This is a genomic window from Paenibacillus durus ATCC 35681, assembly GCF_000993825.1.
Lineage (GTDB): Bacteria > Bacillota > Bacilli > Paenibacillales > Paenibacillaceae > Paenibacillus_AQ > Paenibacillus_AQ durus_B.
The window spans coordinates 4,750,427-4,773,154 of the sequence record NZ_CP011114.1 but is presented as its reverse complement, the minus strand read 5'-3'; the positions used below and the strand labels follow the sequence as shown (position 1 = coordinate 4,773,154).

Sequence of the window (22,728 nt, the reverse complement as noted above, 5' to 3'; positions counted from 1 at the left end):
CAGCCCACAGGCGACCTAGACTTATATGATTTAAAGAATTCATCAAGAATGCCGATAGTATGGATATAAGATATGAGATAAGCCCAAAGCTGGAGGGAAAGTATGGAACCGACTAATAAAGGAGCGACTTTTTACCAATATAAGCTTCTTAAAAAAATAAGCATACCCGTCAATGCTTTACGGATTTATGCAGCGATTCCTATTCTGTTTATTCTATTGGAAACCGTTTTCGTTTCCCCTGCCAGTTTGTTATTTTTTCTAATTGCCATTCCGGTTATCTTTTGGGTTCAATATGTCGTCTCCCGATCCGTCCTCTTGATTTCGGGTTACCCGGTTGCCAAACGTTGGCGCAACTCCTTCAGGCTTCCGTGGCTCGGCTATATGCCGGATCAATATATCAGCTGCAGTCTTTTCCGCAGGGTACAGCTTCATAGTCTCTGGATCGGTCTTTCCTTTACAGCATTATTTGCCGTATTATCGCCGTACGCCTTTACGCTCTCCTTAGCCTTTCTGCATGTATGGCTGCTGTTTCCGAGATTTTACGCTCTGCTGCGGACAGGCTGGAAGAGACAGGATGACATGCTTAAGTTTAATCGGGCGGACGTCTCCTGTTATTCGCAGTAACAACTGTACATATCCCTTCTATTCTTCTTGAATCCTATTTACGTAATGTACGTGGCCTGTGTCCCTAAAAATAAAATCACCATCTATCAAGGTGGTGATTTTATTTCTACTGGCTGTTGAGGCTTTTGACGCCGGCCTTTTTATCCTTTGGGACCATAATAATGAAATAGCCGTCATGAATAGTTAAATGAACAATAAGCTGATCCTTCTGGAATACGTGCGAGCTAGCCGTGTTTTTTACAGGCAATTCATCCCAGCCCCAGGCTTGTATCGCTTCAGAATAAGGCTCCGGAATATTATCATTCTCCTTTAACCCAGGAAGGGAATAACGCACGTAGTCCATAGCAGTATTCGTTGTCGTTCGATCTGGCGAGTTGGCCTCCTTGGGTACGGGAAAGCTCTTCTCGTTAAGGGCACCCTCGAACGATTCCCATGTAGGTTCCTTCGCGGCGCATCCGGCCAGCAATACAGTTACCATACATAAAATAAGGAGCGTCCACAACGTTCGGGCTCGCTTCATACCTTAAATCCTCCTTACCCTCAACCCTGCAACTAAAGACACAGGAAACAATTCAACATATGAATGTTATGAGTAGTTCATTCGTATTAAGGTTATGCTTAAATTTGCACTTTTCTATTATACTTATATCTATTGACATGTCGGTAACAAAAATGTCATTCAATGATGCCGATCTTCATAATCCCTTCACTATTGCATCAATGAGATTAAGGTCCGGATTTCGCATATACACCTGATCAATTCAGTCTTTGCATTCTCTTCATTGGTCATAATCATCCCTCCTGTTACCGGAACAGTATTGTAATCCAGAACTTAAAAAGAAATACAAAAACCACTGCTGAAGTATCAGCAGTGGTTCATGTGCTTGGCAGCGTCCTACTCTCCCAGGACCCTTCGGTCCAAGTACCATCGGCGCTGGAGGGCTTAACGGTCGTGTTCGGGATGGGTACGCGTGGAACCCCTCCGCCATCGCCACCAAACGGCAGGCCTCAATCGCCTGAAAACTGGATCGAAACGAAACATTGCGTTTCCCCCTGTGCCCGGGGTCCCCGAAAAGTATTCGGCATACTCTTCGAAGCCTCCGCTTCACTTTTTGGGGTGAATTTGGATAAGCCCTCGACCGATTAGTATTGGTCAGCTCCACACGTTGCCGTGCTTCCACCTCCAACCTATCTACCTCGTCGTCTTCAAGGGGTCTTACATATTGGGAAATCTCATCTTGAGGGGGGCTTCACGCTTAGATGCTTTCAGCGCTTATCCCGTCCGTACGTAGCTACCCAGCCATGCTCCTGGCGGAACAACTGGTGCACCAGCGGTACGTCCATCCCGGTCCTCTCGTACTAAGGACAGCTCCTCTCAAATTTCCTACGCCCACGACAGATAGGGACCGAACTGTCTCACGACGTTCTGAACCCAGCTCGCGTACCGCTTTAATGGGCGAACAGCCCAACCCTTGGGACCTACTTCAGCCCCAGGATGCGATGAGCCGACATCGAGGTGCCAAACCTCCCCGTCGATGTGGACTCTTGGGGGAGATAAGCCTGTTATCCCCAGGGTAGCTTTTATCCGTTGAGCGATGGCCCTTCCATGCGGTACCACCGGATCACTAAGCCCGACTTTCGTCCCTGCTCGACTTGTAGGTCTCGCAGTCAAGCTCCCTTCTGCCTTTGCACTCTTCGAATGATTTCCAACCATTCTGAGGGAACCTTGGGACGCCTCCGTTACTCTTTAGGAGGCGACCGCCCCAGTCAAACTGCCCGCCTGACACGGTCCCCGTACCCGCTTAGGGTACCAGGTTAGAACCTAGATACGATCAGGGTGGTATCCCAACGGCGCCTCCACCGAAGCTGGCGCTCCGGCTTCCAAGGCTCCCACCTATCCTGTACAGATCGTACCCAAGTTCAATATCAAGCTGCAGTAAAGCTCCATGGGGTCTTTCCGTCTTGTCGCGGGTAACCTGCATCTTCACAGGTATTAAAATTTCACCGGATCTCTCGTTGAGACAGCGCCCAAGTCGTTACGCCATTCGTGCGGGTCAGAATTTACCTGACAAGGAATTTCGCTACCTTAGGACCGTTATAGTTACGGCCGCCGTTTACTGGGGCTTCGGTTCACAGCTTCGGGTTACCCCTAACCGCTCCCCTTAACCTTCCAGCACCGGGCAGGCGTCAGCCCGTATACTTCGCCTTGCGGCTTCGCACAGACCTGTGTTTTTGCTAAACAGTCGCTTGGGCCTTTTCACTGCGGCCCCCTCGGGCTATTCACCCTACCGAGGCACCCCTTCTCCCGAAGTTACGGGGTCATTTTGCCGAGTTCCTTAACGAGAGTTCTTCCGCGCGCCTTAGAATTCTCTTCTCGCCTACCTGTGTCGGTTTGCGGTACGGGCACCTTCTCCTGGCTAGAGGCTTTTCTTGGCAGTGTGAGATCATGACCTTCGCTACTATAGTTTTCGCTCCCCATCACAGCCTGGCCTTGCGATGCGCGGATTTGCCTACACATCAGCCTCACTGCTTGGACGGACATCCATCAGTCCGCGTCACTACCCTCCTGCGTCCCCCCATTGCTCATAACGGATTATGGTGGTACAGGAATATCAACCTGTTGTCCTTCGACTACGCCTGTCGGCCTCGCCTTAGGTCCCGACTGACCCTGAGCGGACGAGCCTTCCTCAGGAAACCTTGGGCTTTCGGCGGATCAGATTCTCACTGATCTTTTCGTTACTCATACCGGCATTCTCACTTGTATGCAGTCCAGCTGTCCTTACAGTCAACCTTCAACCCGCATACAACGCTCCCCTACCCCTGATGCAAGCATCAAGCCATAGCTTCGGTGGTGTGTTTAGCCCCGTTACATTTTCGGCGCAGAGTCACTCGACCAGTGAGCTATTACGCACTCTTTCAATGGTGGCTGCTTCTAAGCCAACATCCTGGTTGTCTGTGCAACTCCACATCCTTTCCCACTTAACACACACTTGGGGACCTTAGCTGATGGTCTGGGCTGTTTCCCTTTTGACAATGGATCTTAGCACTCACTGTCTGACTCCCGGCGACAAGTAGATGGCATTCGGAGTTTGACTGAGCTTGGTAACCCTTGCGGGCCCCGCACCCAATCAGTGCTCTACCTCCATTACTCTTATTCACCGAGGCTAGCCCTAAAGCTATTTCGGGGAGAACCAGCTATCTCCGAGTTCGATTGGAATTTCTCCGCTACCCCCACCTCATCCCCGAACTTTTCAACGTTCGTGGGTTCGGGCCTCCAGTGCGTGTTACCGCACCTTCACCCTGGACAGGGGTAGATCACCCGGTTTCGGGTCTACGCCCACGTACTTAAGCGCCCTATTCAGACTCGCTTTCGCTGCGGCTCCGGCTCCTCGCCTTAACCTTGCACGTTAAACGTAACTCGCCGGTTCATTCTACAAAAGGCACGCCATCACCCCTAAAATGGGCTCTGACTTCTTGTAAGCACACGGTTTCAGGCACTGTTTCACTCCCCTTCCGGGGTGCTTTTCACCTTTCCCTCACGGTACTGTTTCACTATCGGTCGCCAGGGAGTATTTAGCCTTGGCAGATGGTCCTGCCGGATTCATACGGGGTTTCACGTGCCCCGCACTACTCGGGATCCGTCTTGGAGGGAATAGACTTTCAATTACAGGGCTGTTACCTTCTCTGGCGGGCCTTTCCAGACCTCTTCGTTTACCCTATTCCTTTGTAACTCCGTGTAAGACGTCCCACAACCCCGAAGAGCAAGCTCTTCGGTTTAGGCTGTTCCGCGTTCGCTCGCCGCTACTGACGGAATCACTCTTGTTTTCTCTTCCTCAGGGTACTTAGATGTTTCAGTTCCCCTGGTCTGCCTCTATCCATCCTATGTATTCAGATGGAAGTGACTGTGCATTACCACAGCCGGGTTTCCCCATTCGGACACCCCCGGATCAAAGCTTGCTTACAGCTCCCCGAGGCCTTTTCGTTGTTCGCCACGTCCTTCGTCGGCTCCTGGCGCCTAGGCATCCTCCGTGTGCTCTTAGTAGCTTAACCAACTAAGCACTCTTACTTCACTTGATCAATCGCTTGACACAAGTTTCAGCTAAAAGATGTTCTAAAACGCAATTTTCGTTTCGGTATCCAGTTTTCAAGGATCAAGGTTCTTGCTTTTGAGAGATTGAACTCTCAAAACTGAGCAACGAGTGAGCGTTGCCGGAAGTCAAGCTTCCGTATTTGAATGTTTCCGCTGCGGGAAACGATTCTCCATAGAAAGGAGGTGATCCAGCCGCACCTTCCGATACGGCTACCTTGTTACGACTTCACCCCAATCATCTACCCCACCTTCGGCGGCTGGCTCCCTTACGGGTTACCCCACCGACTTCGGGTGTTGTAAACTCTCGTGGTGTGACGGGCGGTGTGTACAAGACCCGGGAACGTATTCACCGCGGCATGCTGATCCGCGATTACTAGCAATTCCGACTTCATGCAGGCGAGTTGCAGCCTGCAATCCGAACTGAGACCGGCTTTATAAGATTGGCTCCGCCTCGCGGCTTCGCTTCCCGTTGTACCGGCCATTGTAGTACGTGTGTAGCCCAGGTCATAAGGGGCATGATGATTTGACGTCATCCCCACCTTCCTCCGGTTTGTCACCGGCAGTCACTCTAGAGTGCCCAGCCTTACCTGCTGGCAACTAAAGTCAAGGGTTGCGCTCGTTGCGGGACTTAACCCAACATCTCACGACACGAGCTGACGACAACCATGCACCACCTGTCTCCTCTGTCCCGAAGGCCTACGCTATCTCTAACGTATTCAGAGGGATGTCAAGACCTGGTAAGGTTCTTCGCGTTGCTTCGAATTAAACCACATACTCCACTGCTTGTGCGGGTCCCCGTCAATTCCTTTGAGTTTCAGTCTTGCGACCGTACTCCCCAGGCGGAGTGCTTACTGTGTTAACTTCGGCACCAAGGGTATCGAAACCCCTAACACCTAGCACTCATCGTTTACGGCGTGGACTACCAGGGTATCTAATCCTGTTTGCTCCCCACGCTTTCGCGCCTCAGCGTCAGTTACAGCCCAGAAAGTCGCCTTCGCCACTGGTGTTCCTCCACATCTCTACGCATTTCACCGCTACACGTGGAATTCCACTTTCCTCTTCTGCACTCAAGCTGTCCAGTTTCCAGTGCGACCACAGGTTGAGCCCATGGTTTAAACACCAGACTTAAACAGCCGCCTGCGCGCGCTTTACGCCCAATAATTCCGGACAACGCTTGCCCCCTACGTATTACCGCGGCTGCTGGCACGTAGTTAGCCGGGGCTTTCTTCTCAGGTACCGTCACTTCTCTAGCAGTTACTCTAGAGAACGTTCTTCCCTGGCAACAGAGCTTTACGATCCGAAAACCTTCATCACTCACGCGGCGTTGCTCCGTCAGGCTTTCGCCCATTGCGGAAGATTCCCTACTGCTGCCTCCCGTAGGAGTCTGGGCCGTGTCTCAGTCCCAGTGTGGCCGTTCACCCTCTCAGGTCGGCTACGCATCGTCGCCTTGGTGAGCCGTTACCCCACCAACTAGCTAATGCGCCGCAGGCCCATCCCTCGGTGACAGATTGCTCCGCCTTTCAGCCTCCTAGCAGGAGCTAAGAGGAATTATCCGGTATTAGCTACCGTTTCCGGTAGTTATCCCAGTCCAAGGGGCAGGTTGCCTACGTGTTACTCACCCGTCCGCCGCTAAGTTGATCAAGAGCAAGCTCCATCACAACTCCGCTCGACTTGCATGTATTAGGCACGCCGCCAGCGTTCGTCCTGAGCCAGGATCAAACTCTCCAATAAAGTATTGAAAGAGCGATTCGCTCATTTTGAAACATCTGACGAGAATTTGCATTCTCAATTTTGGAACTCGCCAAAAGCGAATTCCCACTCACTCGTTGTTCAGTTTTCAAAGATCAAACTTGTTTGCCGCCGTTCAACTTTGCCTCAGCAGCAACTTTTATAATATATCATATCCGACCGTTTAATGCAAGCTCTTTTTTGAAATTTCTTTCGAACCAGAACTCGTATTTCTTGGCCGGAATTAGAATATATCATGTTTGATTATTTTATGCAACACTTTTTTTATTAACTCGTTAAATTTCCGCCTTACTCCAAGATCTCCTGGATATAGAGATGACGTGAGTGTGCCAAATTGATGATTTTACCCTCTACGCTTACCAATGGGCGTGTAGGGTTGCTTCGATCAGAGAAGATGATTTCACCAGGCCGGCCATCGTTTAGACGTATCTTCGTTCCATTGTGCAGCTCCGTCGTCTTGTGTATGAAGGTTTGTACAATGGATGGTTCCAGTTGGCCGAACCCTTCTTTTTGAATTTCCTCCAGAACGAGATATGGCGACTGCGCCTTCTTGTATGTCCGCTCCAGCGTCATTGCATGGAAAATATCCGCCACAGCGACAATTTTCGCATATAAATGAATTTGACTCCCCCGCAGCCGAAGCGGATAGCCCGAACCGTCAATTTTTTCATGATGCTGCAAAGCTGCAAGCCGGACCCCTTCGTTAATAGCCGTTACTTTTCGCAAAATCTGATATCCATATGTTGTATGCTTTTGCACTTCATTTCTTTCAGTAATCGTAAGCGGCTCAGGCTTCTGCATAATTGAACTGTCAATCTTTGCATTTCCGATATCATGCAGCAAACCGGCAAAACTCACTTGCAGCCACTCTTTCTGGGGACAGTCGCACCACTGGGCAATCTTATAAGATGTGAGCGCAGAAAGTACGGCGTTATGATAAATGTAATCCTGTTCGTTAAGCGTACGCGGGGAAAAATTGAGAACATGATAATCCTTGATATGGGCGATCATGGCCTCCAGCCTGCTGCGAAGTTCATAGATCGGCAGAACCGCTGCGTCGGCTGAGCTGTAACATTTTTTGATGAGCGTCAGCATGTGATCGTATTCCTCATGCAGCTGAGAGCCGCTCTTGGCCAGCGCAGAAGCTGTAATGACCGCTCCGGCTTTAACCGCACCCTTAGAAGGAGCTTTGGACGGTTCCAAGGCTTGGACGTCCTCCTCGGAGCATTCAATATCGACCTGCTGAATCAGAAAAGCCTCCAGAACCTCCATATCGCGCGGCAGCAGTATTTTCCCTTTGGCAAATAACAAGCCTCCCAAAGGCGTAATGACGTCCTTACTCACTTTTGAACCCGGCCTTATTTCCGCCACCGATATGCTCGGCATACGCTCCACTCCTTTTACTCTACCCCATTCATGACAAATAGGTACTTATTACCTAATTATATTATGGAAATGGAGAAGCGACTAGTATGAAAGGAATAAGACTTATATTTTTTTGAACAAAAAAAAGAGAGCGCCCACCAGAAATTAGTCTAGCGGCACTCTCTCGTTACTTTACACTATTCCAAAGCCTCTCCGTCATCCTCCGTATCGGACTCGGCAGAGTTAGCAGTCTCATTGACTTCCGGGGCTTCATTCGGCTCCTGATTGATTTCCGCAGTCTCATCGGACTGCGTATTCTCATCCCCGTCTTCGCTCTTGTCGGTGCGGCAGACGGTGGATACGGCATCCTCATCGCGGATATTGATCAGCTTCACGCCCTGCGCATAACGGCCCATGGTCGAAATGCCGTCCATGCTCATACGGATCAAGGTTCCGCCCGTCGTAATGATCATCAGGTCCTCTTCCTGCTTAACGACCTTGAGGCTGACCACAGGGCCGTTCTTCTCCGTAAGATTGATGGTCTTGATCCCCTTGCCTCCGCGGGTCTGCAGACGGTAATCGCTGGCAGGCGTACGTTTGCCATAACCCTTGGTTGTGACGATCAGCACATCCAGATCTTGGTCAATGCAATCCAAGCCGATAACATGATCCTCTTCATCCAGGGTAATACCCTTGACTCCTGTTGCGCTCCGACCCATGGAACGGACATCCTCTTCGGAGAAGGTGATAGACATTCCGTCTGCCGTGCCCAGAATAAGCTTCTGCTTGCCGTCGGTAAGCTTCACATCGATCAGCTCATCTTCTTCCCGCAGATTGATTGCGATGAGTCCGCCTTTACGAATATTGTTGTAATCCTCAAGCGGCGTCTTCTTCACAATGCCTTCACGGGTGGCAAAGAATAGATATTTATCGCTGTCCGTTTCCTCGATTTGGATAACGGCGCTGATCTTCTCGCCCTGCTCAATCTGGAGCAGATTAATAATCGGCGTCCCGCGCGCCGTCCGTCCAAGCTCCGGAATCTCGTAGGCCTTGATGCGGTACACCTTACCTTTATCGGTAAAGAACATGAGATAGTTATGCGAGTTGCTGACGAAGAGATGCTCGACAAAATCCTCATCCTTCGTGTCCATGCCCACTACGCCGCGGCCGCCGCGTTTTTGACTGCGGTAAGTGCTTACCGGAAGCCGCTTAATATAGCCGGTATGCGATACTGTAATGACAACCTCTTCGCGCGGGATAAGATCCTCATCCAGAATGCTCTCTTCTCCGATGGTAATCTCCGTCCGCCGCTCGTCGGCGTACCGGTCCCGCAGCTCCTGCAATTCATTGCTGATAATTTCAAGCACGAGCGATTCGTCAGCCAGGATGGCCTTGTACTCGGCTATTTTGGCGAGCAGCTCGTTATACTCGTTCTCGATCTTGTCGCGTTCCAGACCGGTCAGACGCTGCATCCGCATGTCCAGAATCGCTTGAGCCTGCTCGGTGCTGAGACTAAACGTCTCTATCAAGCCTTCACGCGCAATATCAACCGTACGCGAAGCGCGGATTAACGCGATGACTTCATCCAGGTTATCCAGCGCAATGCGCAATCCTTCCAGAATATGCGCCCGTGCTTCCGCCTTCTTCAGTTCAAATTCCGTCCGGCGGCGGATAACCTCGATCTGATGCTGCAAATAGTGGTATAGCACGTCGCGCAGATTCAGCACCTTCGGCTCATTGCCGACAATGGCCAGCATATTAATGCCGAATGAAGACTGCATTGAAGTGTGCTTGTACAGATTATTAAGCACTACATTCGCATTAACATCCCGTCTGACCTCGATAACGATGCGCATTCCGTTGCGGTCCGACTCATCCCGCAGATCGGTGATGCCCTCAATTCGTTTCTCACGCACCAGCTCGGCAATTTTCTCCACCAACCGCGCTTTATTAACCTGATAAGGCAGCTCGTTAACAACGATGCGCGCCTTGCCGTTATTCTCTTCCTCAATCAAAGCCTTTGCGCGCATCGTGACCGAGCCACGGCCCGTACGATACGCCTGGCGGATGCCTTCGCGGCCCAAAATATAACCGGCCGTAGGAAAATCCGGCCCCTTGATATATTCCATGAGCTCCATCGGCGTAATTTCGGGATTACGGATCATAGCCTGTACACCGTCGATGACCTCGCCCAAATTATGCGGCGGTATATTGGTAGCCATCCCTACCGCGATGCCGGATACCCCATTAACCAGCAGATTGGGAAAACGTGAAGGCAGAACGGCCGGTTCATGCTCTTCGCCGTCATAGTTAGGTATAAAATCGACCGTATCTTTGTTCAGATCGCGCAGCATTTCCATCGCAATCTTGGAAAGTCTGGCTTCGGTATACCGCATCGCCGCGGCCATATCGCCGTCAATCGAGCCGAAATTGCCATGCCCGTCGACCAGCATGTAGCGCATGGAGAAGTCTTGGGCCATCCGGACCATCGTCTCATAAACGGCCGAGTCGCCGTGCGGATGGTATTTACCGATCACCTCACCGACGATTCTCGCCGATTTCTTATACGGCTTATCCGGTGACATTCCAAGCTCCGACATCGCAAACAAAATGCGCCGGTGCACCGGCTTAAGTCCGTCCCTTACGTCCGGCAAAGCCCGGCTTACAATGATGCTCATTGCGTAATCCATGAAAGAATCGCGCATTTCCACACCGATGTCCCGGTCCCTGATTTGCGGGTTATTTTGTTCAGCCATGAGTTGCTGGACCTCCTTCAGTTAAAAAACCGCTACCCTATATTATATTCCTTTCACAAAAACTGCACAATTAAACGTACTAGCTTAACTATTCATATAAGAGATTTTCTTTCCTGGTGCCCGGGTATTAGCCCTGTCCGTAAATAATGACGGCTCATAGACTGTATGGAGCAACACTGCCTAACCGCTCCAAAAGTCCGCCCAAGACATTATCCCATATCCTTCGATTATACCATTGTTTAGAACACTTGTCCTTATATTTCAGCAGTGTAGAGGAGGAATATCATGAGAATTCAACGGGTTCCCAGCAAATGGGCCAAGACCGAAGTCATTCTGCTTAATCATTCCTTAACGCCTTATATTCCCGATACCCGTAAATATGATCCTGAAGCGCTCAGCGAGATGCTGGGCCTGTATGAAACCGTCTATATCAAACCCGACCGCGGAACCTATGGAAGCGGGGTTATGCGAGCTGAGCGGCGGAGCTTGAACTTGACCCCCAGCGGCACGGAAAAGTCCGGAGAAAACGAAGGGGAAGACTCCCATTCCAGTATTCTGTATATTCTCCGTTATGACACAAAAGCACAGGCGTATCGTTCCATCGAGGAACTACATCAAGCGATAGCCGAAAGAACACAGGGACGTTTCTATTTGATTCAAAGAGGTATCAGCCTGCTGTGCTACAAGAAACATCCGTTCGATCTGCGTGTACTTGTCCAAAAAAGCCCTGAAGGACGCTGGGAAACGACCGGACTGATCGGCAGAGTGGCGGCTCCGCAAAAAATTGTGACCAACTATCATAACGGAGGCAGAGTATTATCTGTCGAAGCGCTGCTGAAGGAGCATATGAAGCAGAACGAGCGCTTAGCAATGATCACCCATCTGAAAAATCTTGGTGTAGATACTGGACATCAGTTGGAGACGGCTTTTCCAGGCATGAAGGAAATTGGGCTGGATGTCGCCATGGATGATCACTACGATCTATGGATTCTTGAGGTTAATACACTGCCTTCTCTCGTAGTATTTAAGATGTTCGACGACAAATCCATTTACCGAAAAATCCACCAGTATGCCGCCGCCTACGGCCGTGCCGGCTTTAGCAGCCCGAGCACATCCTTACGCCGCAAGCCGCTTGCGCGCAGCCATTAACCCTCGGATCTCTTCATAATCGTCCGCCATACTTAAAAAAGCAGCCCCCGAAGTCGCTCGCCCGCTGGGCGGCAACCGGAGGCTGCTAACGATAGCTACTGGCATGGCCAGTGCAGAATAACTAAATATCCAGATTTTTAACCGACTTGGCATGCTCTTGGATAAAATCGCGCCGCGGTTCCACATTATCTCCCATCAGGGTGTCGAAAATGCTGTCGGCCAGAATGGCGTCTTCAATCGTTACCTGCAGCATGCTGCGGCTCTCGGGGTCCATCGTTGTCTCCCATAGCTGAGTGGCATTCATCTCCCCAAGACCTTTATAGCGCTGAACATTAAACTTGGCGTTCTCGCCGAAGGTGGCGATAATTTCATCCCGTTCCTTCTCTGATCCGGCGTAGCGGACAACCTTGTTGCGCTCCACCTTGAACAGCGGCGGCTGGGCGATGTAGATAAAGCCCGCTTCAACGATTTTGCGCATGTACCGGTAAAAGAAGGTCAGCAGCAGAGTGCGGATATGGGCGCCGTCGACATCCGCATCCGTCATGATGACAACCTTATGATAACGGGCCTTCGACAGATCGAAATCATCGCCGATCCCCGTTCCCAGAGCGGTTATAATCGCGCGGATTTCGGCATTGGACAGAATGCGGTCCAGGCGCGCCTTCTCCACGTTCAGAATTTTGCCGCGCAGCGGCAATATCGCCTGAAAGTGCCGGTCGCGTCCCTGCTTCGCCGAACCGCCGGCGGAGTCGCCTTCGACGATGAACAATTCGCTGATGGAAGCGTCCTTGGACGAGCAGTCCGCCAGTTTGCCAGGCAGCGAGCTGACTTCAAGCGCGCTCTTGCGCCGCGTCAGCTCGCGGGCTTTGCGCGCTGCCTCCCGCGCGCGGGAGGCTTGCAGCGACTTCTCCAGCACGCGCCGGGAGATCGCAGGATTCTCCTCAAGAAACTCCTGCAGCTTCTCGCCGAACAACGATTCCACAATCCCGCGAACCTCGCTGTTGCCGAGCTTTGTCTTCGTCTGGCCTTCGAACTGCGGCTCGGGAATCTTCACGGAAATGATTGCCGTCAGTCCTTCACGCACGTCATCTCCGGTCAGGTTGGAGCTGTTATCCTTGATAATGCCGCTTTTGCGCGCATAATCATTGATAATCCGCGTCAAAGCACTTTTGAATCCGGATTCATGGGTGCCGCCCTCGTGGGTATGAATGTTATTGGCAAATGAATAAATATTCTCGGTGTATGAATCATTGTACTGGAGAGCAACCTCGACCTGAATCATGTCGCGGGAACCGCCAACATAGATGGGTTCCTCGTGCAGCACTTCTTTTTTCTCGTTCAGAAACTTCACGTACTCAATAATACCGCCATCATATTTGAATGTGCTCGATGCACCGGTCCGTTCATCCGTAAGCGAGATTTCGATTCCCTTGTTCAGGAAGGCGAGCTCGCGAATCCGGGTAAGCAGCGTATTATAGTCATACACAGTCGTTTCGGTAAAAATCTCCGGGTCCGGGAGGAAGGTCGTCTTGGTGCCCGTTTCATCGGTATCGCCAATCGTCCTAATATCATACTGAGGCACGCCCCGGCGGTATTCCTGCTGGTACGCATGCCCCTCGCGCTTGACGGTAACAATAACCTTTTCCGAGAGAGCATTTACTACCGAGATACCTACTCCGTGCAGACCGCCCGAAACTTTATATCCGCCGCCGCCGAACTTACCGCCTGCATGCAGAACGGTCATGACGACTTCAAGCGTCGATTTCTTCAGCTTCGGGTTCTCTCCGACAGGAATCCCCCGTCCGTTATCGATGACGGTAATGCTGTTGTCTTCATGCACAATAACCTGGATTTTGTCGCAATAACCGGCCAGCGCTTCGTCAATACTGTTATCGACAACTTCCCATACGAGATGGTGCAAGCCCTTTACGCTGGTCGAACCAATGTACATGCCCGGACGCTTACGGACTGCTTCCAGCCCTTCAAGCACCTGAATCTGGCTCTCATCATATGTCGGTTGATTCATTGACATGCCTTCACCTACTTCTTTCAGATTATCACTTGTGCCCGCACGGGGCCTTAACTTTCAAGCAGCATTCTGGATCGTTTTTTGAGTGTGGAAGAAGAAATGGGGGAATAATACACAACGTTCTGAGTGACGACTATGGATTTCGCTTCTTCTTCGCCGATACGCTCCAGTCTTTTGTCATTTAAAGCGGCGGCTACGAACTGTTTGGACAGTTTGGAGGATTTCTCAATCGAAATATCGAATATGGCAATCAGTTCCGAAGACCGGATAATCTTTTCCCCGCCCAAATGAATATACATGGTCTTCCTCCGCTCGTTTAAGACTCTATGATCCCGCTGTGGACCCGATACTGGGTTGCACCTTTTAATTTATCGGCATTCAGGCTTTCAATTCCGGTGGCCGTTATGAAAGTCTGCACTTTGCTTTGAAAAGTTTCGATCAGCTGCGTTTGACGGTACGGATCAAGCTCGGACAGGACATCGTCAAGCAGCAGGACGGGATATTCCCCAATTTCCTCATGGATCAGTTCGATTTCGGCCAGCTTAAGCGAAAGGGCGGTCGTGCGCTGCTGCCCCTGCGAGCCGTAGACGGAAGCTTCTCTGCCGTTGATAAAAAAGGACAGATCGTCCCGATGGGGACCTGTCAGCGTCATTCCTCGCCGGATTTCCTGTTCACGTGTTTGTGATAACTTTAACATAAATTTGTCTAATAAGACAGCTTCATCTTCCTCCTCCCGCTCTCCGAAAGAAGGAACATAGCGTAATTTCAGCTCTTCACCGCCGTTTGTAATCCCTTTATGAATTTCTTCAGCCCATATTTGCAGCTTCTTTATGAATTGTTTCCTTTTTTTGACGATTTTAACACCATGCTCCGCAAGCTGGGCGTCCCATATTTCCAGCATATCCCCTCCTGCCCCATTTTTTGCCCACAGCTGCTTTAGCAGATTGCTTCTTTGGAGGAGCACCTTCTGGTACTGCTGCAGATGGAACAGGTAGCTTGGCTGAACCTGACCGATTTCCATGTCCAAGAAACGGCGCCGCACACCGGGAGTGCCTTTGACAATCTCCAGATCCTCCGGCGCAAACATAACGACATTCAGCGAACCGACAAACTCGCTCAGGCGCCGCTGCTCCAGACCGTTAATTTTCGCTTTCTTCCCCTGCGGGGACAATGACAGCTCGAGCTTCAAACTTCCGTACTTCCGCTGAACCTCCGCCTCGATATGAGCGGCCCCGTCCGGAGCATCGAAGGAGATCAGCTCGCGGTCTTTGGAGGTCCGGTGGCTCTTGGTCATCGCAAGGCAATAGAGCGCCTCAACGAGATTCGTCTTGCCCTGGGCATTTTGTCCAAGGATCAGATTCACATCCCCCAGGCCCTCAAGCAGCAGCGATCCGTAGTTGCGGTAATGCCGCAGGCTGATTCTGTTAACAAACACGAAAGCGTTCCTCCCATATAGGGTACGGCAGGCTACTGTTGTTCTTCCCCTCCGGCTACCTCGAACAGGCCTTCCCCTTTTACTTCGACTTTATCACCCGGATACAGCTTTCTGCCTCGGCGATCCTCAGGTTCTCCGTTCACAAGCACATGGCCCTCCTGCAGCAGAGCCTTCGCCATCCCGCCTGTGGATACGCAGTCCGAAAGCTTCAAAAATTGATCCAGTTTAATATATCCACTGTGGATAACTATTTTTTTCATGATTTCTTTCCTCTCAGGCCATTTATCCACAAAAGGGAATTGTGGCGTTAATTGGTCGTACGATAAGGCAAAATGACGTAGAGTGCCTTGCTTGCATCCAGCGGCTTCAGAATAATCGGGCTCATCATGCCGGTAAAAGCGATTGTCAGCTGCTCGCTGTCGACAACTTTCAGCACGTCCAGCATATATTTGGAATTGAACGATATTTTCAGCTCTTCTCCTTTGAAGTCTATCACTCCAAGCTCTTCCCGCACCTTGCCAAGCTCCGAGGAACTTGAGGAAATTTCGATGCCTCCATGTTCCAATGTCTGCAGCCGGACGATGTTCGTCTTTTCCTCGCGGGACAGCAAATAAGCCCGGTCGATCGATTCGCTTAATTTTTTTGTATCCAAAGTTAGTTCTGTTTTGTAGACGCTCGGAATAATTCTAGAAGTATCAGGGTAAATGCCGTCCAGGATGCGTGTGTAGAAAAGAACCCGGTCCAGCTTAAAGAGCACCTGGTTGTCGGCCACAACGATATCTACCAGCATGTTCTGATCTGGAATGATTTTGCTCAGTTCATTCAGCGTTTTGCCGGCGATAACGACATTGCCAAAATGGATATCCTCTGTACCTTCCAGTCTGGCGGCTCTTGTTGCCAGCCGGTGGCGGTCCGTCGCCGTAAATTTCAACTCCCCGTCGGACAGATTCCATAGTATACCTGTTAATATCGGCGTTGTCTCCTGGTTGGAGATGGAAAAAGCCGTTTGTTTGATCATTTCTTTCAGCAAATCGCCGGGCAAAGAGATCGTTTCATTTCCCTCAATATTCGGCAGAACGGGAAATTCTTCCGGATCAAGACCGACCATCTGGATCTCCGTCGCGCCTGAAGCAATGAAAGTCTGAAAGCCTGCCTTAACCTCCATGTGAATCTCAGTGGACGGAAGCTTCTTAATAATTTCAACGAAAAATTTGGCAGGAAGCACTACGCTTCCCGGCTGCTCCACTTTAACGATCTGCGTGCTGTCATTTTCCGCGGGAATGAACGATTGGATGGAAATATCCGTATCGCTTGCGGTTAACGTAACGCCCTGATAGCTGACTTCCATTTTGATGCCTGTCAGAATGGGGATCGTTGTTCTGCTGGATATCGCTTTGGATACGTGTTGGATGGATTCGTTGAGTTCATTTTTAAGAATGCTGATTTTCATAGTTTCACTCCTAGCTGAAAAATGGGGAAGCGTTAGATGAAGAATATTAAAGCTTTTAAATAGTATTAGTAGTAGGGGCGCCGGATATGTGGATAAGTTGCCCGGATCGCATAAAATTAAGCCTACGCACATGTGAATAGATTGTGTATAGGCTTGTTTATTCCTTTTGTTATGAAGGATTTTTAATTTTCTCTGAAATATTGTTTACCACTTTGTACAGCTCTTGGTCGACTTTGAGCGTTTGACTTATTTTTTCGTGGGCATGAATGACGGTCGTATGATCCCGGCCTCCAAAGGCTTCGCCAATCTTGGGCAGGGAGTAGTCAGTCAGCTCACGGGAAAGATACATAGCAATCTGTCTTGGAAAAGCGACGGCTTTCGTCCGCTTGCGCGCTTTGAAATCCTCCAGCCGTAAGTTGTAATATTCGCCGACTTTTTGTTGAATATCCTGTATCGTAATCATCTTCGGCCGGCTGGACGGGATGATATCCTTCAGCGCTTCGGCCGCCAAATGTGTCGTCACGTCCTGATTGGTCAGGGATGAGTAGGCAACCACCCGAATGAGAGCGCCTTCCAGCTCACGGATGTTGGTATCGATCTGATTGGCGATATACATCATCGCTTCATTTGGAATGTCAAGGTTCTCGGCTTTGGCCTTCTTGCGCAGAATCGCAATTCTCGTTTCCAGATCCGGCGGCTGAATGTCCGTTATCAGTCCCCACTCAAACCGGGAGCGCAGTCTCTCTTCCAGAGTCGGAATTTCTTTTGGCGGACGGTCGCTGGAAATGATGATCTGCTTGCGTTCCTCATGCAGCGCGTTGAACGTATGGAAAAATTCCTCCTGCGTTGATTCTTTGCCGGCCAGGAATTGAATATCGTCGATCAGCAGGATGTCGACGTTGCGGTACTTATTGCGAAAGCTTTCTCCGCGGTTGTCGCGAATGGAATTGATGAACTCGTTGGTGAACTTCTCTGATGAAATATAAATCACCTTATTGCTCGGATTATGTTCCAGAATATAATGACCGATCGCATGCATCAGATGAGTTTTGCCGAGTCCCACCCCTCCGTATAAGAACAAGGGATTGTAAGCTTTGGCAGGCGCTTCCGCCACGGCAAGGGACGCCGCGTGAGCAAACCGGTTGCCGGAACCGATGACAAACGTATCGAACGTATATTTGGGATTCAGCATATGCGTCTGAGCTTCATCACGGGATACAGCGGGCGGCCCGGACGAAATCTGCACGACAGGCTCCGCAGGCTTGTTCTCTTCTATAACAAACTTGACGTCCACCTGCTTCCCGGTCATTTCGAGGACCGTAGCTCCAACCAGCTTCGTATACCTGCTCTCAAGCCATTCGACAGCAAAGGTCGTTGGCGCCGAAATAACAAGCGATTGGGAATTGAATGAGATCGCTTTGGTCGCCTTAAACCAGGTGTCGAAACTTGGCTTGCTTAGTTTGGTCTGAATAATCGATAAAATCTGCTGCCATAGTTCGGAAGTATGGCTGTCCACACACTGTCACTCCTTTAAATCTTCCAAATGTGGCTAAAGCCATGAAGTGGAAATATCGAAGAAAATAAGATGATGGGGAGATATTATCCCCAATACGCAGGAAGAGAAGACAAAAAAATATGGATAAACTTGAATTGTTCACAACTTTATCCACAGCTTGTTGATAATATGGAGGACATTCAAATCTATTCACAATCAAAAGTAATACCATCATAGCAAAACTCCCCTTGATTTTCAATGAACCCACGGATTTTATCCACAAATTCAACCACTTGTGTATAATTAATAGCCACAATACTACATATTGTTGATAATTTGTTCAGCGTTCGACATGATCCGGCAATCATTTATTTTTTTATACACAGGTTGTCCATGTACCGAGGATTTTTTTGCCGCTTGTTGGGCACAGGTGGATAACTTTGAGGAATTGTGGATTATTAAATTTGCCTTGGAAGCTGTGGATAAACGCTAATTTAGGAGAGGGAAAAGAGGGAGCAAGTTTTCAGTTGACTTTTACTGCTGATTTATGTTTTAATATATAAAGGTGTTTTCTGTGAGGTAATTTCTCAGATAAATGAAAATGATGATCTTGTAGATACTGTCCTACCTGGGACGGCCAAGCCGTTTATAGACAGTCCATTAAGTTCCTGCAAGGGAGGTGCAATACATGAGACCGACGTTCAAACCGAATGTAAGCAAGCGTAAGAAGGTGCACGGGTTTCGCGCAAGAATGAGCACGAAAAACGGCCGCAAGGTGCTGGCTGCTCGCCGCCTGAAAGGCAGAAAAGTTCTGAGTGCGTAAGTCAGTCTAGGTAAGACCACTACGGTGGTCTTTTTTATATATAAGGGGATAAGCTTCATGTTTATCTTCTTATATATCTGGGGAAACGGGTAGTGTTCCTTCTGGGAGCTTAGCCGTTTCTTCTTGCATAATGGGGGAAATTACCGATTGCCTGCGTTGGGGATGGCGATTTAAGGCTGGTGCTGCCTCGTTTAATGAAGCTCTCCAGTGACTATAATAATAAGAAGAAAAATTTTGAGGACCCTTACGGTCTTTGAAACAAGGAGATTCCCGTGCATAAAAGCTTGCGTTTACGAAACCGCGCCGATTTCAGCCGCGTATACAGACATGGGAAGTCGTTTGCGAACCATCAGTTTGTGGTGTACTGGTTCAATCGAAAGCAGTTGGAGCGGTTCCGGGTTGGCGTATCGGTCAGCAAAAAGGTTGGGAACGCTGTTGTCCGCAACCGGATGAGAAGACTCGTGAAGGAGATTGTACGTCACCACGAAGCCGAGATCGCCGGCGGGCTGGATCTGGTATTCATCGTTAGAAAAGGAGCTCTCGATATGAGCTATGCGGAGCTTGAAAAAAGCGTGCTGCACGTGCTGCGCAAAGCCAAGCTGCTCAAGGCTTCGCGCAAATAGATGGGGCGGCGGGGCTTGTTTATTTGTCCTCATAATTATGGTATGATTTACGGTGCAATGGAATGTTTAAGAGAGGGGTTATGAAGTGTCTCTATTGAAGACTAGACGAGGAAAATGGTTTCTCCTCATCACCGGATTAGTTCTAATGATGGCTGTATTATCGGGGTGCGGTCAATCGGCCACGGTTACGCATACAGTTGAGGATTTGCAGAAAGGGAACTTTTGGGAAAGGAATGTTGTCCTTTACTTTGCCGAGGCCTTGGAACTGTTTGCAAAGTGGTTTAACGGTGAATACGCGCTTGCCGTTCTTGTAATGGTAATTATCGTCCGTACGCTTATTTTACCCCTGACAATGAAGCAGATTAAGAGCTCGCGTGCTATGCAGGCCATTCAACCTGAGCTTCAGAAAATCCAGAAAAAATATAAAGACGATCCCCAAAAAGTCCAGCAGGAAACGATGCGGCTGTTCCAGGAGAACAAAGTCAATCCGATGGCCGGCTGTCTGCCGCTGATTGTACAAATGCCGATTTTTATCGCTCTTTACAACTCGATTTATTATAATCCCCATCTGCGGGAGCATTCGTTCCTGTGGCTGCAGCTTGGAAAGCCCGACCATTTGTTCATCCTACCGGCGCTTGCCGCGATAACGACATTCCTGCAAACGAAAATGATGTCGTCGATGAATCCGATGCAGCAGCAGGGCCCCATGCAGTTCATGCTGATGGTTTATCCGGTTTTAATCTTTATTATGTCTTACAACTTCCCGTCCGCACTGCCGCTTTACTGGGTATTCAGCAACCTGTATACCATCGGTCAGAATTATTTCCTGTATCGGGGAAAGGCTACTCCCCAAACGGCAGTCGCTGATTCTGACAGCAGCGGTAAGACAGCGAAGTTGAAGGAGGCTAAAAAGTCGAAATGAACAAAGTCGTCGCGACAGGGAAAACCATTGAAGAAGCTGTGAAGCGCGGACTTGCCCGGTTGGCGGCCGAAAAGGACAAAGTTACGGTCACCGTGCTTGAACAGCCCTCAAAAGGATTCCTGGGATTAATCGGTGCGAAGGACGCGAAGGTGGAGCTTACCTTGCTTCCTGAACCCGCGCCGGTATCAGCGGCGAGTGCTCCGTCACTGCCTCAGCAGAATGAAACCCAGACGACAAGAGAGGCGATCGGGGGCGCGCCCCGCCAGGATTCCGAAAAACCGGTAGAGGAAGCTTATCAGGAGGCGATTCATTTCATAGTGGATGTCGCCGGGAGCATGGGACTTCACGTAGATGTGGAAGTCATTCACTCCAAGGATGCCGATACACTGCAAATCACCGGTCCGGATTTGGGGCTGCTGATTGGCAGAAGAGGACAAACTCTCGATGCATTGCAATACTTGGCTAATATCGTTGCCAATCGTTATTCCGACAGCTTTATCCGTCTAGTGCTGGATGCGGAGAATTTCCGTGAACGGCGCAAGAAGACGCTCGAGGATCTGGCGGATCGCCTGGCAGGCAGGGTCGTTCGTACCCGCAAAGAAGTTGTGCTGGAGCCTATGTCGCCGCAAGAGCGGAAGATTATCCATTCCAGACTTCAGGATCACCGCCAGGTGAACACCTACAGCAAGGGTGAAGAGCCGAACCGCCGCGTCGTTATCACATTGAAGTAGAGACTATAGCCGCAATGACTCCTTGACACTGTAAGGGGTCATTGTTTTTTTAACGTATATATGGTGCTTGATTATATGATGAAGAAAGGTGAAGGTAGACATGCTCAGTGATACAATCGCCGCTGTTTCGACGGCAGTGGGCGAGGGAGGAATCGCAATTATCCGGGTAAGCGGACCGGACAGCATCACTCAGGTAGCACCATTGTTCCGCAGCCGGATTCCACTGACGGAAGCAGAGAGTCACACCGTTCACTATGGACATATCGTAAGTCCAGGCAATGGCGAAATTATGGAAGAAGTACTCGTCACTGTCATGAGGGCCCCGCGTTCTTTTACGACTGAAAATGTGGTGGAGATTAGTACGCACGGCGGTGTCATCTCGGTGCGCAGAGTGATGGATGTCCTGCTTCAGCAGCAGATCCGCCTGGCGGAGCCCGGTGAATTTACCAAGCGGGCATTTCTCGGAGGCCGAATCGATTTGTCCCAGGCCGAGGCGGTAATTGACCTTATTCGCTCAAAGTCCGATCGCGCTTTCTCCGTCGCTCTGAAGCAAGTTGGGGGCTCATTGTCGCAGCGGATCGGCATTCTTAGACAAAGTTTGCTGGAGCTGCTTGCTCATATTGAGGTCAATATCGACTATCCGGAGCATGATGTTGAGCTGCTGACGGCGGAATATGTCAAAGACAAGAGCCGTGAAGTCATGGGAGGGATTGACCAGCTGCTTAAGACGGCGACTCAAGGAAAAATTTTGCGCGAAGGGATTACGACTGCTATTGTCGGCCGTCCCAATGTCGGGAAATCGTCGCTGCTTAATGCGCTGGCCCGGGAAAACAAAGCGATTGTGACGGATATTCCCGGAACGACCCGGGATGTCATCGAAGAATTCGTCACGATAAACAACATTCCGCTTAAGCTGCTGGATACGGCCGGTATCCGTGAAACCATGGATGTGGTGGAGAAAATTGGGGTGGAACGCTCCAAAGCCGCCGTCAGTGAGGCCGATCTTATTCTGCTTGTGCTGAATGCCAGCGAGCCTCTGCATGAGGACGAATTGACTTTAATGGAACAAATCCACGGTAGACAAGTTTTATGTATCATGAATAAAATGGACTTACAGCCGAAATTGGACAAAAGTGTGCTGCTGCAGTATTTCGATGAATCTGCGATCGTCTCCATGTCCGTGCTGGAAGAGAAGGGCCTTGACCAGTTGGAGGAGGCTATTTCCGAACTCTTCTTCGGAGGCAAGCTGGAGTCCGGCGATTTGACCTATGTCAGCAATGTGCGTCATATCGCTTTGCTTAAAAAAGCGCATAAGTCGCTTCAAGATGCCTATGAAGCAGCGGAACAGCTGATACCAATCGACATGATCCAGATTGACGTCCGGCTTGCCTGGGAACAGCTTGGAGAGATTGTCGGCGATACGGCGGCAGATTCGCTGCTAGATCAAATTTTTTCACAGTTTTGCTTAGGAAAATAAGACATACGGC

At 50.0% G+C, this 22,728-nt stretch carries 16 protein-coding genes and 3 rRNA genes; 7 read left to right on the top strand and 12 right to left on the bottom strand.

Annotated elements, in window-relative coordinates; all coding sequences use genetic code 11:
- Window positions 1–102 precede the first annotated feature (102 nt).
- Window positions 103–624: a hypothetical protein gene (locus VK70_RS22265; RefSeq protein WP_025696520.1), complete on the top strand. Its 522-nt coding sequence runs from the start codon at window positions 103–105 to the stop codon at window positions 622–624.
- A gap of 106 nt (window positions 625–730) precedes the next feature.
- Here the strand turns inward: VK70_RS22265 and VK70_RS22260 are convergent, their stop codons facing one another.
- From VK70_RS22260 to gyrA, 6 genes are all read right to left on the bottom strand, one after another.
- Window positions 731–1,144, bottom strand: coding sequence for a hypothetical protein (locus VK70_RS22260; protein WP_025696522.1), 414 nt, complete (start codon window positions 1,142–1,144; stop codon window positions 731–733).
- Between the two features lie 362 nt (window positions 1,145–1,506).
- Window positions 1,507–1,623 (bottom strand): 5S ribosomal RNA (gene rrf / locus VK70_RS22255).
- A 124-nt stretch (window positions 1,624–1,747) separates the two neighbouring features.
- Window positions 1,748–4,674, bottom strand: a 23S ribosomal RNA gene (locus tag VK70_RS22250).
- A gap of 216 nt (window positions 4,675–4,890) precedes the next feature.
- Window positions 4,891–6,445 (bottom strand): 16S ribosomal RNA (locus tag VK70_RS22245).
- The 16S, 23S and 5S rRNA genes sit together here, the layout of an rRNA operon.
- Window positions 6,446–6,751: 306 nt before the next feature.
- Window positions 6,752–7,849, bottom strand: coding sequence for an HD-GYP domain-containing protein (locus VK70_RS22240; protein WP_025694515.1), 1,098 nt, complete (start codon window positions 7,847–7,849; stop codon window positions 6,752–6,754).
- 176 nt (window positions 7,850–8,025) lie between these two features.
- Entirely contained in the window at window positions 8,026–10,584 is a 2,559-nt protein-coding gene (gene gyrA, locus VK70_RS22235) for a DNA gyrase subunit A (protein WP_025694516.1), read from the bottom strand.
- Between the two features lie 285 nt (window positions 10,585–10,869).
- On the opposite strand from gyrA, the gene VK70_RS22230 reads away from it, so the two are divergent.
- Complete coding sequence (locus tag VK70_RS22230) at window positions 10,870–11,733, top strand: YheC/YheD family protein (RefSeq protein WP_025694517.1); 864 nt, start codon at window positions 10,870–10,872, stop codon at window positions 11,731–11,733.
- A gap of 121 nt (window positions 11,734–11,854) precedes the next feature.
- On the opposite strand, the gene gyrB is transcribed toward VK70_RS22230, so the two are convergent.
- From gyrB to dnaA, 6 genes are all read right to left on the bottom strand, one after another.
- Entirely contained in the window at window positions 11,855–13,765 is a 1,911-nt protein-coding gene (gyrB, locus tag VK70_RS22225) for a DNA topoisomerase (ATP-hydrolyzing) subunit B (RefSeq protein ID WP_025694518.1), read from the bottom strand.
- Between the two features lie 47 nt (window positions 13,766–13,812).
- Window positions 13,813–14,061 carry an extracellular matrix regulator RemB gene (gene remB, locus VK70_RS22220; protein ID WP_025691500.1) on the bottom strand — a complete coding sequence of 83 codons (249 nt, stop codon included), beginning with the start codon at window positions 14,059–14,061 and terminating at the stop codon, window positions 13,813–13,815.
- A gap of 17 nt (window positions 14,062–14,078) precedes the next feature.
- Entirely contained in the window at window positions 14,079–15,197 is a 1,119-nt protein-coding gene (gene recF / locus VK70_RS22215) for a DNA replication/repair protein RecF (protein WP_025694519.1), read from the bottom strand.
- Window positions 15,198–15,229: 32 nt separating this feature from the next.
- Window positions 15,230–15,457 carry a S4 domain-containing protein YaaA gene (yaaA, locus tag VK70_RS22210; protein ID WP_025694520.1) on the bottom strand — a complete coding sequence of 76 codons (228 nt, stop codon included), beginning with the start codon at window positions 15,455–15,457 and terminating at the stop codon, window positions 15,230–15,232.
- Window positions 15,458–15,504: 47 nt separating this feature from the next.
- Window positions 15,505–16,647 (bottom strand): DNA polymerase III subunit beta, encoded by a 1,143-nt coding sequence (gene dnaN / locus VK70_RS22205; protein WP_025694521.1) that lies wholly within the window; start codon window positions 16,645–16,647, stop codon window positions 15,505–15,507.
- 169 nt (window positions 16,648–16,816) lie between these two features.
- Entirely contained in the window at window positions 16,817–18,163 is a 1,347-nt protein-coding gene (gene dnaA, locus VK70_RS22200; RefSeq protein ID WP_025694522.1) for a chromosomal replication initiator protein DnaA, read from the bottom strand.
- A 667-nt stretch (window positions 18,164–18,830) separates the two neighbouring features.
- On the opposite strand from dnaA, the gene rpmH reads away from it, so the two are divergent.
- From rpmH to mnmE, 5 genes are all read left to right on the top strand, one after another.
- Window positions 18,831–18,965 carry a 50S ribosomal protein L34 gene (gene rpmH, locus VK70_RS22195; RefSeq protein ID WP_025337168.1) on the top strand — a complete coding sequence of 45 codons (135 nt, stop codon included), beginning with the start codon at window positions 18,831–18,833 and terminating at the stop codon, window positions 18,963–18,965.
- Between the two features lie 272 nt (window positions 18,966–19,237).
- Window positions 19,238–19,588: a ribonuclease P protein component gene (gene rnpA / locus VK70_RS22190; RefSeq protein WP_025694523.1), complete on the top strand. Its 351-nt coding sequence runs from the start codon at window positions 19,238–19,240 to the stop codon at window positions 19,586–19,588.
- 85 nt (window positions 19,589–19,673) lie between these two features.
- Window positions 19,674–20,510: a YidC/Oxa1 family membrane protein insertase gene (locus tag VK70_RS22185; RefSeq protein WP_025694524.1), complete on the top strand. Its 837-nt coding sequence runs from the start codon at window positions 19,674–19,676 to the stop codon at window positions 20,508–20,510.
- Window positions 20,507–21,241: an RNA-binding cell elongation regulator Jag/EloR gene (jag, locus tag VK70_RS22180; RefSeq protein ID WP_025694525.1), complete on the top strand. Its 735-nt coding sequence runs from the start codon at window positions 20,507–20,509 to the stop codon at window positions 21,239–21,241. The genes VK70_RS22185 and jag overlap by 4 nt, the downstream gene beginning before the upstream one ends.
- A gap of 100 nt (window positions 21,242–21,341) precedes the next feature.
- A complete protein-coding gene (gene mnmE / locus VK70_RS22175) occupies window positions 21,342–22,718 on the top strand; it encodes a tRNA uridine-5-carboxymethylaminomethyl(34) synthesis GTPase MnmE (RefSeq protein ID WP_025694526.1) in 1,377 nt (458 codons plus the stop codon).
- Window positions 22,719–22,728: the final 10 nt, after the last annotated feature.

Excerpts from the sequence above, each read along its gene's own strand:
- yaaA (WP_025694520.1), bottom strand. The coding sequence starts at position 15,457 with ATGAAAAAAATAGTTATCCACAGTGGATATATTAAACTGGATCAATTT.
- VK70_RS22230 (WP_025694517.1), top strand. The coding sequence starts at position 10,870 with ATGAGAATTCAACGGGTTCCCAGCAAATGGGCCAAGACCGAAGTCATT.
- VK70_RS22265 (WP_025696520.1), top strand. The coding sequence starts at position 103 with ATGGAACCGACTAATAAAGGAGCGACTTTTTACCAATATAAGCTTCTT.
- mnmE (WP_025694526.1), top strand. The coding sequence starts at position 21,342 with ATGCTCAGTGATACAATCGCCGCTGTTTCGACGGCAGTGGGCGAGGGA.
- dnaN (WP_025694521.1), bottom strand. The coding sequence starts at position 16,647 with ATGAAAATCAGCATTCTTAAAAATGAACTCAACGAATCCATCCAACAC.
- gyrB (WP_025694518.1), bottom strand. The coding sequence starts at position 13,765 with ATGTCAATGAATCAACCGACATATGATGAGAGCCAGATTCAGGTGCTT.
- remB (WP_025691500.1), bottom strand. The coding sequence starts at position 14,061 with ATGTATATTCATTTGGGCGGGGAAAAGATTATCCGGTCTTCGGAACTG.
- VK70_RS22260 (WP_025696522.1), bottom strand. The coding sequence starts at position 1,144 with ATGAAGCGAGCCCGAACGTTGTGGACGCTCCTTATTTTATGTATGGTA.
- VK70_RS22240 (WP_025694515.1), bottom strand. The coding sequence starts at position 7,849 with ATGCCGAGCATATCGGTGGCGGAAATAAGGCCGGGTTCAAAAGTGAGT.
- rpmH (WP_025337168.1), top strand. The coding sequence starts at position 18,831 with ATGAGACCGACGTTCAAACCGAATGTAAGCAAGCGTAAGAAGGTGCAC.
- jag (WP_025694525.1), top strand. The coding sequence starts at position 20,507 with ATGAACAAAGTCGTCGCGACAGGGAAAACCATTGAAGAAGCTGTGAAG.
- gyrA (WP_025694516.1), bottom strand. The coding sequence starts at position 10,584 with ATGGCTGAACAAAATAACCCGCAAATCAGGGACCGGGACATCGGTGTG.